The organism is Gilvibacter sp. SZ-19 (genome assembly GCF_002163875.1).
Lineage (GTDB): Bacteria > Bacteroidota > Bacteroidia > Flavobacteriales > Flavobacteriaceae > Gilvibacter.
Genome location: NZ_CP019333.1, coordinates 2,878,835 through 2,894,168 on the forward strand (window position 1 = coordinate 2,878,835; position 15,334 = coordinate 2,894,168).

The window sequence follows — 15,334 nt, forward strand, 5'->3', positions numbered from 1 at the left end:
AGTTTAGTCCCAACCTAAAATTCCTACAGCATGAGTTATTTAGAATTCAGAAGTCCGGCGCAACCTGAAACAACGGCCTTAAAGGCTAAACAGCAAACAAATAAAGCAGCGTCCAAAAGTCAAATAAAAAGAGCTTTCTCTGACTTTGTCGTCAAAAACTACGGAGACCACTATTTAAAGAAAATAAAACAGCAACGCGAGCTTGCAGCCCAGGGGCCACAGCTAGACCTTGAACAAGATCAGCCCTTAGTAGGAATAGTAGGCGGCGGATTCGCTGGCATGTATGCAGGATTGATCTTGCAATCGCTTGGGTTAGCGTTCGAGCTTTTTGAGGCAAGTGATCGCGTTGGCGGTCGGATAGACACCTGGTATTCCAAATTGTACAATGCTAGCAACCCAGACCAAGCCTGTCTTTACGGTGAAGTAGGAGGAATGAGAGTTCCTCAGTTTTCTGCGGATATGCTACCGGTGCAACAATTAACCATAGCACTAAATACGGTCTTGGCGCGGAATGGTTTAGAAAATAAACAAGTGAATTGGCGTAAATTCTACTACAGTTCTCCGGTTCAAAGAATGCGATATAACAATATGCAAGCTCCTATTGAGGCCAAAGACGCCTCTTTGAATCCTTTGAATTTTGACTCCGCCCATGGAGGTGATATTGCAGAAGTCTGGCTAACACCGACTTCTCAAGGCTGTGAAACCCCCTATTTGCCAATCAATATGATACTGGAAAAGGTCAACCAACCTTTTATTGAGGCTATCAACCAATCCTTTAAAAAAGGCTTTGAAATGCTCATGCAGCACGACAATCATTCGATGTGGAGCTATTTGACCAATGTATTCACCTTGGGTGAATTAGGAGAATATTACCAAGAATCTATGGGTGCCAAGACCGATAATTTGCCTTACAACGTGGTTTCTTATTTAGAGACCTTGAACGTCGGAACAGGTATGTATGCCGTCTCTTTCGTAGAAATGGTGATCGCCGTATACGATTGGGGCGGAAGTAAGAATCCCTACGATCCGGCCGATCCAAATATCTATATGGTCACCGTAGACAAAGGAATGCAACACTTTCCGGATGCCTGTAAAACTGTACTCAACCTTAAAGAAGGTGTTCAAGTGACAGATGGTATCGCAGCTCAGCAAAGCATTGGTATGATACCGGGGCAGAACGGACAAAAAGGGTATTCGCCAACCAATTTAACTCCAGACGCAGCACCACCACCAAGCGTGCCTAAAGCAGATCCGATAGTGCCGACTCCTGTTCCAGGTTCTGTGAGTCAAACCAGAGTACATTTGAACACAAAGGTTGTTGATCTGCGCTATAACAGCAGTTTATTTTCAAATTATGGTGGCATGGAGATGGGAATTACAGATTCAGAAGGGAATGGGCAGATCAAACAGTATCCTTATGTAATAAGCACTTTACCCAATGGAAATTATATTAATGGTAGCCTAGGAGCAGATTTCTTCCAAAATCTCAGCTTTGAAAAGGCTAGAGCTTTGCGTGAGTGTAATTATATGCCTTCGTTCAAGGCCTTTATAACCTTTAAAGAGCAATTCTGGGCTACGCTAGGATCTAGACAACACGAAGGCTTAGGTGTTGGCACTTCAGACAGGCCTAATAGGCAAATAGTGTATCCGTCTTATGGTTATGAGGCCCAAGGAGGTGTTTTGCAAATTTATTGCTGGGCTCAAGATGCGGAGCGTATGGGCGCTTTGGATGACGAGGCGCGCGTAAATGAATGCTTAAAAGGCATTCAATACCTCTATCCGGAGGTTGACGTACAAGCTGTATTTGCAGGTTACGACCCAGAGGTAACCACAAAGACCTGGTTTTGGGATAATCATGCCGGTGGTGGCGCTTTTGCACTTTACCGTCCAGGGCAGTTCAAGAACTTATATCCGGCCTTGTTGACCCCAGAATTCGAAGGACATTTAAATATAGCTGGTGAATGCTGTTCTGTGCACCACGGTTGGATAGTCGGCGCCATGGACTCTGGTTACAATGCCGTTTTCAACATTTTAAAACAAATGCAGCGCGATGATCTCATTGTCAAAATGCAGCAGATTTGGGGAGTACTGACCTATCCAGATATCGATTCTAAGGCCGATCAAGTAAAGGAATTGGAAGCTTATTTGAGTTAGAAAACTAGCAAAAAAAAACACCTTTTGGGTTCTGCTCAGTAGGTGTTTTTATTTGCCCTGATTTTTGCGTTTCTGGTACTTTTTGATCATGGCTATCAGAAAGGAAAGGAACATGATCCCAAAGATCAACACTCCAATAAGAACCGCCTGCCATATTCCAATTGCTAAACCCATAGATTTTTAAGTTTCTCCAAAGGTACGGGAAATCCTCCCGCAATTAGGGGATAAATCCTCTTGTGTAAGCACAGGGATGCAACTACTTTTAAATCAGACAATTCAACCCACAATCAAACATAAATATATACCCAAAAATGCAACTAACTAACCCCTTTAAAAAGAGAGTATTTATACTCCTTGCGCTCGGTCTGTGTTTGCAATCTTGCTATTCGGTGCGCTTTGTGAGTATCAATGGCGATGAACAACCCGACCCCTTAAGTACGCGAACTGATTATTATCGCGATATGCAGGTTGTAGAGTTAGACACTGTGATCACTGCAAAGGCCACCACGAAAGACATCAACTACCTGATCAAGGAAAGTTCTGCCTGTAAATCAGGGCGCCTGCATACGGTAGAAGTCCGTAACACCTTTGGAGCTATCCTGCTCAGTGCCATGACCTTTGGGCGCAAGCGTAAGGTGAAGATAAAATATGTCTGTCAACTAGAAACGAACTGATTATGGCCTCAACCGTAGCTCACGCAAAGTCTGAATGGGACACCCTGCATCACAACGGGCCTTTCCCGCTCAAAACATTATACATTACAGAACTAGAAGGGGAGGGAAATCTCCCTGATAAAATAGCTCGTTATAAAGACGCAGCTGCAGAGATCCAGCGTTTGATCAAAGAAACGCAAAATGCCAATCAAGGTTTTCGCGCTTACGGATCCCGTTGGTCTATGAATCATATTGCCAGTCATCACGACCGGATGCATTACAACGGATTTATGAATATGCACATTCCGACTTTTGCTGCGGATATGCATGCGCAAAGCAATTTCAGTGCAGACAACATCTTTTTCTTTCAGTGTGGAAATACGATCAAAAGGGTATCCGAGGTGCTTTCCGCCCACGGAAAATCATTAAAAGCATCAGGAGCTAGCAATGGGCAAACTATTGCGGGTTGCATCTCTACTGGTGTACACGGATCTGCTTTAGATGTTGGTTCTGTACAGGATTACGTTGTTGGTTTAAATATTATCACAGGACCTGATCCGCAGGATATAATCTATCTAGAGCCTGCCAGTAGACCGGCTTTAAACGATGCCTTTGCCACTAAAATAGCGACCAAGATAGTCCGTGACGATGAATTGTTTCGAGCAGCTTTGGTGAGCCTGGGTAGCTTTGGATTTATTCATGGCGTAGTGATAGAGGCAGAAGATCGCTTCTTGCTCAAACGCTATGTGCAAAAGATCCCGAAAAAGTTGGCCTTAGAACTCGCCACCAGCATGGACTTTGCCAATAGTAATTTTAAAATTCCCGGGGAGGTGGATACTCAAGGCAAACCCAATAGACCGTATCATTACAAAGTATTTATAAATCCGTACTCCAACGAAAAGGACTATGTGGTGGAGGTGATGTACAAAAAGCCTTATACCACTCCTTATCCAGACCCTTTTCCAATAATCAAGGAATCGATTTATCGCGATCTGATCTATGTTTTTATCAAGATAGCAGAGAATTTCCCAAAGAGCATTCCTTGGCTTATTAAACGCCTTAGAAAGACCATCTTACCCATAAATGACCTGGAGCGTATAGTTACCGGCACCTTACCAGAGATCTTTTGGGATGCACCTTACCAAGGCGCAGCCTTTGCCTGTTCCTTTGGCGTAGATCATAAAGATTCCGCCAAAGCCTTGAAAGTGCTAACCGATTTGACCGTAAACGAGGGGCCAATACCTGGAATCTTCGCGATGCGATTTGTAAAACAATCCGAAGCCACTATGGCCTTTACGCGTTTTCCTATTACTTGTATGTTAGAGATAGATGGCGTACTGTGGAAACCCAACCGTAGAATAATGAGTCTGAATCAATACGGAAGGCGTATGATAGAAGAGCTGAAAAAAAACAATATTCCCTTTACGCTACACTGGGGAAAAAACGCTGATTGGAAGTTTCCTGGCTTAGTAGAGCATATGTTCCCTAAAGACAATATAAAGTCTTGGAAGAAGGCCAGACAAGCCTTGTTGAGCGATGAGATGCAAACACTTTTTAGCAATCACTTCTTGGCCGATGTCACGCTAGATCACAATAATTCCGGGCCCACTCCAAATCCAACCGATCCTAGTCTGTAAAAACAATATCCCCGCTCTAAACGGGGATATTGAATTTAAGGGTGATCTTAACGATGAATCGCATAACTGCTCGCTCGGGCGTATTCGACCAACTTGAGCTTAAGCCATTCTCTCGTTCGATCCCAGTCCTTGTTTTGAACAAAGTTTAACTTGAGTAATAGTCGCTTCATACAGTGAGGTTAGCGTGTTTATTCAGTCTTTACTCCGAGGCCAAAAGCCAGAGAATAATAAGGATCTGCACGAGTAGTTAAAGACGAGATTGGTGGCGACTATAGCCAGGTAAGTTTCATAAATTGAGGTACTTAAAGGTAAGAAATTTCTGCAGATTATAAAACTTACAGCTAACTAATCGACGAGTTTAATGTTTCTCCGTCGAACGGTTCTTCCTACATGCTTTTTAAGTATTACAGACACCTAAGAAACTTCATTAACCAGTAAAAGTACCTATGGAATTACAAGCTCCTATAACTACATTAGACTTTTAGGTCATGCTATGTTCAAATCGTCTCTAACATTAGGGTTTTTAGCGGTTTTCCTTCTAGGGCAACAAGCCTTGAGTCTTGCCCAAATAAATGAGCAAGTTGATAATTCTTATCAAAGGCGTTTAGAAATTGGATTGAGCTCTGGATATTATTGGCTGCAACTTGGCGACGGATCTGCATTAAATCTAAACACCAACGCTTTAAACCCTACAGGGATCACGCTACAGCAAGAAGCTTTAGGTGGTAATCAAAAGTTTGACCAAACTACAGCAGGAATTGGCTTATTTGCAAATTACATTATTGTTAAAGATTTATCAATCGGGCTAGAATGGACCTTATTACAAGACTTGGACTACCACGAATCCGCTTTTTTGACCCAAGCCTACTTTGTCAACCAAGGCCAACTAAAAGTAAAAAACAGCGGGCGCTATTCTTTCAGTTCGAACATAGACTTACATCGCGTGTTACTTAATTTTCAATGGAGCGCACTATCTATTTTAAACAGAAAACAAATTCAGCTTGCAATGGTTGTAAATGTAGGTGCAGGACCTAGTTTTTATTTTTTGAATAACAGTATTAAAGATGCTTTTTTAAGCCTAGATGTGGTTTCCCCTAATGCTACCGGCTCATTTCGCTTAGGGCCAGGAACAATAAAACAGGAAACATTTATTGAGCAGTCTTGGTCTTGGCGTGTAGGTGGAGGATTTACTTTGAAGACTAAGTTCTTACCAGGGATCCATCTGGGGGCTTATTATGATGATTTTGGTAGTTTTGTGCAACAACCTGCTGCTGATGCGACCCTATTTACGCTCAGCAGTGTGAATACAGGAAGTCCGGAACAAGTCATCTCGATTGACTCCGCAGATAGTTCTCGCAAGCTTAGTGCCTTCTCCTTTTTGATTAAAATCTTCGCCTGGTAATAAAAAACCCCGCTTTGATAAGCGAGGTTTTTCAACTCCATTAAGCTCCTTATTCTTAAGAATTTTGGTAGAGCGGTGGATTAACTGTAGGGATGGAACTGCCGTCGTTTCCTTGTAAATGCAGGTTCGGTGCCAAGAAACGCACCTGAGTGTGCTTCTCATCTTTCTGAATGGTTGCATCCATTACAATACCAAACATACTTCCGGAAACAGAATAGTCGTACTGCGTATTTTGAATAGTCCCTTTATACTCAAAACGCTGGGTTTTGTTTACCAATTCCATCATGGTGTCAATGATCTTGGATTGCTGCTCGCGGGTAAGACCCCAAGAATCCATAGTGTGTGTTGTTTGACTGTAAGATGAATGACTTCCTCCTCCAGAGAAGAACAAGAAGAACCCGCGGCCTCCGCTAGAAGTCTTTTTGGTTAGTTGATCGTACTCATGCTGCTTAGATGCAGACAAAAGACTACGAATCAATTGATCTAATGCGTTTACGTTTTCTGGCGTAACACATTGCATGTTTAGCGTAAAATCAACATCAACATCGGCATGGGCCGGAACGGTGTATGTAACACCAGAAACCTGTCCTTGACCATAGGCAGTTACTTGAACGCCGTCTGTTGCAGAACCAGAATTATCTACTGAATTTGCAAAAACTGTACTTAGATTACTCATAATTATATAGGATTAGAATTAATAAACAATCGAAATACGAACTGTGAAAAAAAAGGGGGAGTGCGGGGAACGCACAATTCGAAGGGGAATTTACTTTAATTTATATCGCTAAAGTACTCAGTTCGCTAATGCCACGCATCCGTAGAAACACTTGATTTAAGAGTCTTTGGAGGAATTTGAATGAGTATTAGAGCAATCTAGTTGAATTCGCTCGTTCAAATTTTACTATTTTTAAACCACTAACCAACATACCGCTCTACTATGTCTCGCACCGCTCTTATTCGCACCCTAGTCTTCATATTATTTGTTTTACCTCTTTGGGCTAATGCGCAAGACGATGATATACTTAAAAAGTTAGAAGAAATTGCCATTATTGATCAAAAGGTAATGATGCCTATGCGTGATGGCGTCCGACTGGCAACAGATATCTACAGACCTAAAACCGACAAACCTGTTCCGATTATTTTCTCCAGAACGCCCTACAACTTTAATTCTTGGGGCGATGGAAAGCAGCGTACGCGGACCGCTCAACGCGCTTATGAGGCTGTAAAACGCGGTTATGCCTATGTGGTGCAAAACGAGCGAGGTCGCTATTATTCAGAAGGGGAGTGGGATATATTAGGAGTGCCCCTAACCGACGGATATGACGCCTTTAGTTGGATGAAAGCTCAATCTTGGTCTAACGGGAGAATAGGAACTTACGGCTGTTCCTCTACTGCAGAATGGCAGATGGCCGTGGCGGCTTTGGATCATCCGGCACATTTTGCCATGGTACCTCAAGGATTTGGAGCAGGAGTAGGGCAGATTGGAGATATCACTGAACAAGGTAACTGGTACCGTGGCGGTGTTGAACAAATGCTGTTCTTTAGTTGGTTGTACGGTGTTGAGCACGATAAGTTCAAACCCCGGATTCCTGCAGGAGCTACCCAAGAAGATCTGATCCGTATTTCGCGTTTCTACGATCTAGCTCCAGAGAATCCTCCTGTAGACATGGCAGAGGCTCTAAAACACCTGCCTATACAAGATATATTGGTCAACATTAATGGTAAACGTGAGATCTTCGACAAAATGATCCGCAGAAAACCGAATGACCCTGCCTGGTATGAAGGCGGACTCTATCACGATACTATGGATATAAACACACCAGGATTCTGGTTCGCCAGCTGGTATGACGTATCCATTACGCCCAATTTGGCGCTGTTCAATTATGTCCGCAGCAATTCTAAAGACGCTGCCATTAGAGACAATCAATATTTGGTAATTGCTCCGACCTTGCACTGTGCTTACACACGTGCTACAGAGAACACTATCGTTGGGGAACGTCCGGTGGGTGATGCTCGCTTGAATTATGACGAGCAGATCTATGCTTGGTGGGATATGTGGTTAAAAGGCGAAGAAACTGGTTTTAAAGCCAATACCCCTAGAGTCCAGTATTATACTATGGGCAGCAACAAATGGCAGGCTGCAGAACAGTGGCCGCCTGCAGACGCAAAAATGACCACCTTTTATTTGAACAGTGGTGGTAAGGCCAACACTTTAAATGGCGATGGAGTTTTAACTACTAAAAAACCGCGCAAGGACAATCCAGATACCTTCATCTATGATCCTATGGATCCGGTGATGAGCTATGGTGGTAACGTTTGTTGTACGGGTAATGCGGTGAAAGGCGGTGCATACGATCAACAGTCCATGGAAGAGAATCCAAATATTTTGGTTTACACTTCGGAGGTGCTCACAGAAGATACAGAGGTGACCGGTTTTATAGAATCTACGCTTTATGTTTCTTCGGATGCTAAGGATACCGATTTCACCATTAAGATCATCGATGTCTATCCTGATGGTCGTGCTTACAACCTAGACGAAACCATACAGCGCGCTCGCTACCGTGAGGGTTATGACAAAGAGGTTTTTATGGAAGATGGGGAAGTATACGAACTAAAACTAACGCCTATGGCTACGAGCAATCTCTTTAAAAAAGGACATCGTATTCGCATAGAGGTCTCTAGCAGTAATTTCCCAAGATTTGCTAGGAACTTAAATACCGGTGGAAATAATTATGACGAATCAGAAGGCGTGGTGGCTACCAATTCCATCCATCATTCGAGTAAGTATCCGTCACATATTAAACTGCCAATTAGAAAGTAATTACCACCAAACTACAAAGATCTTAGAGATAGTACCCTTAGGGTCTTTTATCCAAACCAAAGGTGCAGATTGCTCTACATTGAAAATTTCAATACGCTCATAGGCCTGTTTAAAAGATAGCCAAGCTACCTGTGGATGCGGACTTACCAACCAATCGTGCTTTCGCGGGATGTAGCATTTACAGTCTTTTAATAAATGGAAATTTGTTAGTGGCAAATAATAGCCATAAATACTTCTAGGACTCAGGGGAGATACATCCAAATCCTTCTGGCTATAAGGCAAGAACAATTGCGCTTTAAAACACACTTTTTGAGTCATATTATTGGCCTCTAGGTCCAGTGCTTGCAAATACGAAGCTGTTTCAGGGCGGTGGAGGAGCGGCAACTGTTTCTGGGCGAGCTTATTGAGCTTTAAGACCAAAGAATCTCTTCTGTTAGGACCTATCCAATGGTCTAAAGGTGTGATTCCATGGGCAGGGTCGTAGAGATAGAATTTATAAATGACCTCCAAATGCAAGGCTTCTCGACCTATCCGTAGCAAGCAATCGAGTTCTCCTAAAGTGCGTTTTTCTTGCTGAATTTGCACATTCTCTGCCATGATCTCTATGTGCTTATGCGCAGTGAGCTCCGCAGCAACAAAACGCTCTACCAGATTCCCCAACCGAAATTTACCGCTGAGTTCTTGTTGGAATATTGGAGTTTCAATAGCGGGTAAATGCAATTGTTCTAAACCCATCGGACCACTGCCTTCCCATAGCGGTGGAGTATCGAGGTAACCCGAAAATTGCAATTGTACAGACATGAGTAGCGAAGGTATTGTAAAACTGAAAAGCAAGCATTGGTATCGCTAAGAAATCTTAAATTTACTTTATGTATAAGGTTATAATAACAGGAAGTACAGGTATGGTAGGCAAGGGGGTCTTGTTGGAATGCCTGGACGATGCTTCCATTACCGAAGCCTTGGTGATCAACAGATCATCATTGCAAATGAAGCACCCTAAGCTGAAGGAGTTGCTCCTAAAAGATTTTACCCAGTTGGAAAGCCTAAAAGAACAGCTTAAAGGATATGACGCCTGCTTTTATTGCATGGGGGTTTCTTCCATAGGGATGAATGAAGCCAAATTCACTGCCATAACCTACGATATTACCGTAATCTTTGCAGATATTCTACACGAGCTTAACCCCAATATGGTCTTTAACTATGTCTCCGGAACGGGTACAGACAGTACCGCAACCGGACGAGTTATGTGGGCTCGTGTTAAAGGAAAGACCGAGAATTATGTGTTGAACAAAGGTTTTAAAGATGCCTACGCCTTTAGACCGGGGATGATCATTCCGGAGCGAGGCATAAAGTCCAGCACGGGTTGGTACAATGCAGTTTATGTGGTATTAAGACCTTTCTTTGGCTTATTAAAGAAGATGAAGAGCATCACAACAACATCTAAAATTGGTCAGGCGATGATAGCCAGTATTACCGCAGATCAACTCAAAAAGCATCTGGAGAATAAGGATATAAATGCCTTGGCAGAGTCAAGAGCCTAGAATTAGCGGGAATTCCCTAATTTTAAGCAACAACCAACTACAATTATCACCATGTCCAATCGCAGGTCCTTTCTCAAGTCCGCTGGTTTAGCAGCGCTTTCTTTGCCTTTACTGTCGTTTGATCAATCCCAGAACTGGTCTTTAGATCCTCTAAAACGCCAATTCGAAGAACCAGACGATTATTGGGTCATGATCCGCAAACAATTCCCGCTCAAAGAAGGGCAGACCTATTTTAATAACGGTACCATGGGGCCAACACCTGGTTATACGCTAGATGTTATGATCAATCATATGTTGCATTGGAACAAAGAGGCAGCTACAGTTGATTATAAGAACGGTTCTGGGCCGGAATTGCTAAGTGGTTATTTTCCGTATCAGGAGCTTAGAGAAAAGCTTGGAAGCCTTATAAATTGTGATTTTAAAGAGATCTCTATAACGCAAAATGCCACTTTTGGCATGAATTACGTTGGGATGGGGCTGGACCTTAAGCCCGGAGACGAATTGCTCAATACCGATCAGGAACACGGGGGCGGATTTGGCGCCTGGCAGACCTTAGCAAAACGTAAGGGTTGCGTGTATAAACAAGCCACTATGCCTGTGCCTGCAAACGATCCGCAGCAAATATACGAGGCTGTATTTAAGGAAGTTACCCCCAAAACCAAGGTCATTGCTATTCCGCATATGATATCCGTTTACGGTACGATCATGCCTGTAAAAGCCATCTGTGAAGAGGCGAGAAGGCGCGGTATTTTTACGGTTTTGGATGGCGCCCAATGTGTTTGCCATATCGATGTAGATGTGAAAGCTATTGGTTGCGATGCTTATTACAGCAGTTTACACAAATGGTTATTAGCGCCTCCAGGCAGCGGTTTGTTGTATGTTAATAAAGAGGTGGCGAGTAGTATTTGGAGTACCATAGCGAGTTACAATTGGGACAATCAAGACGATCACGGATTTAGACTGATGCAAAACGGAACCGGGAATCCGGCTTTGATAGCTGGATACAGTGCAGCCATAGATTTCTTTAACAGCGTCGGTAAAGAACGTTGGCTAGGACGTATAAAAGAATTGGGAGCGTATTTACGCAATGGATTAAAACAAATGCCGCATGTGACTGTACATTCATCAACCAATGAAGCCATGGCCGCTGGGATCACAACCTATGCCGTAAAAGGTTATACAGGGCCGGAATTACAACAAACACTTTGGGAGCGCGAAAAACTACAGCCCAGATCTGTAGGCAATGAACTGCTAAGGCATTCAGTACACATTTATAATTCTAAGGCGGAGATTGATAGAGCGCTGGAAGTAATTCAAAGCTTGAGCTAGGGAACTATCCTGCTAAGAATTCAAGAACCATTTTCAGCTGATTTTCATCTTTTAATGAAATATTATTCTCTTCGATAAAATCTAGAATTACTTCTGCGGTATGTGTTTCTGACTCGAATAACTTTGAAAATGACCTATTTGAAAGTTTAATTCTGATCATTATTCCATCTTTTTCGACATAAAAGCGTTCATTTCTAATGTATTTATTAGTACGTCGATTTATCATAGGGTTCGGTGAACTCTTAGTATAACTTATATAATAATGCTTATAAACAGTAATTCCGTTATTATAAAAGAGCTCAAATAATTTCAGTTCTCCATCTTCAAGAAGCGGTCTAAAAATTTTGCCCTCAATAACAATCTGTAACAAGCTGTTTGTGTCAAAAGTGAAAACATTATTGTCATTATATAAAGTTTCTAGGGTGTTATCAAACAGATTAATGTTTACGTTTTCAACTTTATAACGCCCTTGTTCTTTTAAATAGATTATTGCCTCAGAATTCCAATCGTCATAATAATACGCAGATCCTTCTGTACGAGTCTTAGGATTTACAAAACCGACGGTCATATTGAGTCCGCGGTAATCCCCGAAGGATTGTCTGGTGGTTTGTAATGGATTTGAATCTTGCTCATCTTCTTGAGCGAAAACTGTTAGTGATAATAGCAGAAATAGACTGATAGATAATTTGTACTTCATGTAAAAAATAAAAGCTTAGTTAGCGGGGAGTTGATCAAAGATACTAGAAGCAACTCACAAATAGAAACTGGAATCTGAGTTAGCTTTTGAGACCATTTAAAAGTCTTTAGCGAGATCATATCAGAGACCTCTTTAAATAATCCGGAGAAACCCGCCGCAAATAACTTTGACATAATATCTGCCGATATAATTCGCTCACGCGAGCTTATATCTGAGACCTTAACAAATTCCAGTAACTGATCACCGCAAATAACTTTGACATAATATCTACCGATATAATTCACATACGCGAACTTATATCTGAGACCTTAACAAATTCCCGTTACTGATCACCGCAAATAACTTTGACATAATATCTATCGATATAATTCGCATACGCGAGCTTATATCTGATATTATATCAAATAGCGAGCTATTCGTTATTTGCTAAGTTTGTCACATAATTTATATTATGTAAAATAGACTTATTTGAGATCCCTCCTCTGTGATACAAACAACCGCCCATTACTCTGGCTTTAATAAGACAACAAATTCACAATAACAAAGCCTTAACAGTTTCTGATAAAGTTGTTTTAAAGTTTTTGAATTCTCGTTTTCTCATGTAGTTTATATATAAAACCTTTATATGAGAATCAATTACGAATACCACGACGTCGCTTCTAGCGAGGTTTTAGAAAATTTCACCCAAAACAAAGTTCAGCACATTTTAAAACGCAGTGATCGTATCACAGGCGTCGATGTTTATTTTAAGGTCAATGACGCACAATTAGCCCGTGATCGAATGACTGCCGGAATTCGCGTGGAGCTCCCTGGAGAAACATTGTTCGCAGAAGCTGTAAACGATGAATTCCAAAAATCTGTTGCGCAAGCCACAGACGAACTCCTTGTTCAGCTAGAAAAATACAAAGCCAAATCCGCTAACCATTAATACCAAACCATGCACACACTCAGCAATGATAACAGACAGATCACACTAATTTATAACGGTAATCACGCCTTACATCGCCGTGTACGAGCCCTCTGCTCTGCTACCAAAAAGGCCTTGCTTACCCTCGATATAAGCCAAGAAAAGATCAGCCAAACCCTTTGGGCCGAGATTGAATCTCTATTGCCTGGAGAACTCCACCAAATCGTAGATTTAAAAGAAACGGTTACAGATTCAGAAGCAGTTTTCTCCAAACACGACCTGATGAAGATCCTAGAGAAGAATCCAGACAGTTTGAGTTTTCCTCTGCTCTTTTACAAGGCAACATGCCATCAGATTAAAAATGAAGCCGAAGTACTTCGCTTTATTAATGTAGATTCCGGAGGCTTTGAAAAAACCATGCACACCCAGGCACCTAAGGTTAAATCTCTGACCCGTGAGGAAAGCTTTAGGTCTTAAGCGCTAAAAATTATTCCTTTAGAGCCCTTCTGGCCTTCTCACCTTGAGGCCCATAAGGGTCCATCTGACTTACCTTGGCGTAAACTTGTTTGGCCTGGTCTACATTACCACTGGCCTTTAGCGCATCTGCTAAGCCTAGCCACAGCTGCGAAGAATCTGTAAAGAGTTTACTGCTCATATCAAAGACAAACAGCGCTCCTTGAATTTGGTCACTGTTGAGCAAATTGTATCCTGCTTGTGTAAATAAGGCTTCGAAATCGGTATACTGATGCATCGGATCGTTCACCATACGCGCTGCCTCACTACTCACCTTTTCCATTTCGCCAGCCATAAATAACTGGGTCAAATGGCCCATAGGGTCAAGTATCACATCATCGCCAATATCTGCCATAGCCGCCGCCAACACAGGGTCTTCATTGTTCTTGTACTGCTCAAAAGTTGTGGTAACAGCAATGTTGGGTGGCATCCACTGTTGGTTCTCCCATTGTGGCTTATCTTGCCACCAAGCCCAAGATAAACGAGCGTTGAACTGGCTGTTTGGAAGAACTAACTTCCGATTATCTCCATAAAAATTGAGGTTTTCTGCAGTGGGTTCGCCTACAAATATGACATTGGTGTAATTGTCCAATTCGTTCACCAAGTTCTGGCAGGCCGAAAATGTTCTTCGCCCAATAATACAGAAGAACTTCCCTACCTCATTGACCTTAGATTGGATCAAACCGGTTATAAGCGGCTTGTTCAAATAATTATTTCCACCGCCATTCAAACGAACGTCTAAAATGAAACGTTCTACCTCATTTTGGGCAATAAAATCAAAGATCTCTGCGTAGAATGCTTCTAGGGTTTGCTGAGAAGGATCGTTCTGCACCTGACTTTGACGCACATAAACAGTTTTGGTATCTGGATTGTAATTAAAGTTGTAGATCTTATCTAGCTCCTGCAAGTACAAAGGGGTACTGCTTTGCGATCTAGCACTTATCATTTCCCCTTCTTTCTTTATGAGACTATAACTGGTTTGAATCGCCTTTTTATCCCCCGCCCTGAAGTTATACGTAAAAACCTGCCCATCTTTTTCCAAAGTAAATGGAATTTCCATGCTGTAGTTTGGAATAATGCGTTGGGCGTGCAAGATCTCTGGTACGGTCAGATCATTGATCCCGTAAGCCTTAAAGAATTGTTCGTTTTCTGCAGATACTGTAGGGTAAACAAGTTCTATGGCTTTCTCTATAGGGGTATCCCCTATTTTAAGCACTTTGGCGCCCAAGGCCTTCTCGTGGCCTTTAACGGTTCCCTCTATAAAAACACCATCGCTGAATTGATACAAATTCACAGGAATTTTGTGGTAGTCTATTTTGCCTCCACTCAGACTGAGATAAGTGTGCCCGTAGCCAAACATTGCTACCATACGCGATAGCCCCACCATGATCTCGTGATCGGCCATATTTGGTATTTCACTGCGGAGTTTAGCCACTTCGGCATCCCATTTTTGGGCCGTTACTTTTTTAAACAAGAAGGGATAATCCTTATGAATACTTTGCTGTAAGAAGTCGAGGTCGGCTTGCCAGTCTTCTGTACTGAGCTGATTTTGTACTTGTGCGCTTAAACTTAACGAGAAGAATAAAAAACCTAAGACGGTCAACAAGGGTTTGGTTTGAAATTTCATTTTGTGATTTTAGTTGATTGATGAATGTTGTTCTATAAGAACTCTTTAACACT

Annotated in this window: 15 protein-coding genes; 9 read left to right on the top strand and 6 right to left on the bottom strand. The window is 42.1% G+C overall.

Features of this window, described 5'->3' with window-relative positions; all coding sequences use genetic code 11:
• The first annotated feature begins 30 nt into the window (after positions 1-30).
• A complete protein-coding gene (locus BTO09_RS13380) occupies positions 31-2,154 on the top strand; it encodes an FAD-dependent oxidoreductase (RefSeq protein WP_087525261.1) in 2,124 nt (707 codons plus the stop codon).
• A 48-nt stretch (positions 2,155-2,202) separates the two neighbouring features.
• Here BTO09_RS13380 and BTO09_RS14630 read toward each other — a convergent pair whose 3' ends face one another.
• Positions 2,203-2,328 (bottom strand): hypothetical protein, encoded by a 126-nt coding sequence (locus BTO09_RS14630; protein ID WP_255396792.1) that lies wholly within the window; start codon positions 2,326-2,328, stop codon positions 2,203-2,205.
• Between the two features lie 137 nt (positions 2,329-2,465).
• On the opposite strand from BTO09_RS14630, the gene BTO09_RS13385 reads away from it, so the two are divergent.
• Positions 2,466-2,828, top strand: coding sequence for a hypothetical protein (locus tag BTO09_RS13385; RefSeq protein WP_157663521.1), 363 nt, complete (start codon positions 2,466-2,468; stop codon positions 2,826-2,828).
• A gap of 2 nt (positions 2,829-2,830) precedes the next feature.
• Positions 2,831-4,444, top strand: a complete 1,614-nt coding sequence (locus tag BTO09_RS13390) for an FAD-binding protein (RefSeq protein WP_157663522.1) — start codon at positions 2,831-2,833, stop codon at positions 4,442-4,444.
• Positions 4,445-4,491: 47 nt separating this feature from the next.
• On the opposite strand, the gene BTO09_RS14635 is transcribed toward BTO09_RS13390, so the two are convergent.
• A complete protein-coding gene (locus BTO09_RS14635) occupies positions 4,492-4,614 on the bottom strand; it encodes a hypothetical protein (protein WP_255396793.1) in 123 nt (40 codons plus the stop codon).
• Positions 4,615-4,937: 323 nt separating this feature from the next.
• On the opposite strand from BTO09_RS14635, the gene BTO09_RS13395 reads away from it, so the two are divergent.
• Entirely contained in the window at positions 4,938-5,846 is a 909-nt protein-coding gene (locus BTO09_RS13395) for a hypothetical protein (protein WP_087525263.1), read from the top strand.
• A gap of 55 nt (positions 5,847-5,901) precedes the next feature.
• On the opposite strand, the gene BTO09_RS13400 is transcribed toward BTO09_RS13395, so the two are convergent.
• Positions 5,902-6,522, bottom strand: coding sequence for a hypothetical protein (locus BTO09_RS13400; RefSeq protein WP_087525264.1), 621 nt, complete (start codon positions 6,520-6,522; stop codon positions 5,902-5,904).
• Positions 6,523-6,783: 261 nt separating this feature from the next.
• On the opposite strand from BTO09_RS13400, the gene BTO09_RS13405 reads away from it, so the two are divergent.
• Positions 6,784-8,667: a CocE/NonD family hydrolase gene (locus BTO09_RS13405; protein ID WP_087525265.1), complete on the top strand. Its 1,884-nt coding sequence runs from the start codon at positions 6,784-6,786 to the stop codon at positions 8,665-8,667.
• Here BTO09_RS13405 and BTO09_RS13410 read toward each other — a convergent pair whose 3' ends face one another.
• Positions 8,668-9,468, bottom strand: coding sequence for a DUF1853 family protein (locus BTO09_RS13410; RefSeq protein WP_087525266.1), 801 nt, complete (start codon positions 9,466-9,468; stop codon positions 8,668-8,670).
• A 68-nt stretch (positions 9,469-9,536) separates the two neighbouring features.
• Between BTO09_RS13410 and BTO09_RS13415 the strand changes: the two genes are divergently transcribed.
• Complete coding sequence (locus BTO09_RS13415) at positions 9,537-10,208, top strand: NAD-dependent epimerase/dehydratase family protein (RefSeq protein WP_087525267.1); 672 nt, start codon at positions 9,537-9,539, stop codon at positions 10,206-10,208.
• Between the two features lie 51 nt (positions 10,209-10,259).
• Positions 10,260-11,537, top strand: a complete 1,278-nt coding sequence (locus BTO09_RS13420) for an aminotransferase class V-fold PLP-dependent enzyme (protein WP_087525268.1) — start codon at positions 10,260-10,262, stop codon at positions 11,535-11,537.
• A gap of 4 nt (positions 11,538-11,541) precedes the next feature.
• On the opposite strand, the gene BTO09_RS13425 is transcribed toward BTO09_RS13420, so the two are convergent.
• Entirely contained in the window at positions 11,542-12,234 is a 693-nt protein-coding gene (locus BTO09_RS13425; RefSeq protein ID WP_087525269.1) for a hypothetical protein, read from the bottom strand.
• Positions 12,235-12,859: 625 nt separating this feature from the next.
• Between BTO09_RS13425 and BTO09_RS13435 the strand changes: the two genes are divergently transcribed.
• A complete protein-coding gene (locus tag BTO09_RS13435; protein WP_087525271.1) occupies positions 12,860-13,162 on the top strand; it encodes an HPF/RaiA family ribosome-associated protein in 303 nt (100 codons plus the stop codon).
• Positions 13,163-13,171: 9 nt separating this feature from the next.
• A complete protein-coding gene (locus tag BTO09_RS13440; RefSeq protein ID WP_087525272.1) occupies positions 13,172-13,618 on the top strand; it encodes a hypothetical protein in 447 nt (148 codons plus the stop codon).
• 10 nt (positions 13,619-13,628) lie between these two features.
• On the opposite strand, the gene BTO09_RS13445 is transcribed toward BTO09_RS13440, so the two are convergent.
• Positions 13,629-15,281, bottom strand: coding sequence for a tetratricopeptide repeat protein (locus BTO09_RS13445; RefSeq protein ID WP_232454967.1), 1,653 nt, complete (start codon positions 15,279-15,281; stop codon positions 13,629-13,631).
• Positions 15,282-15,334: the final 53 nt, after the last annotated feature.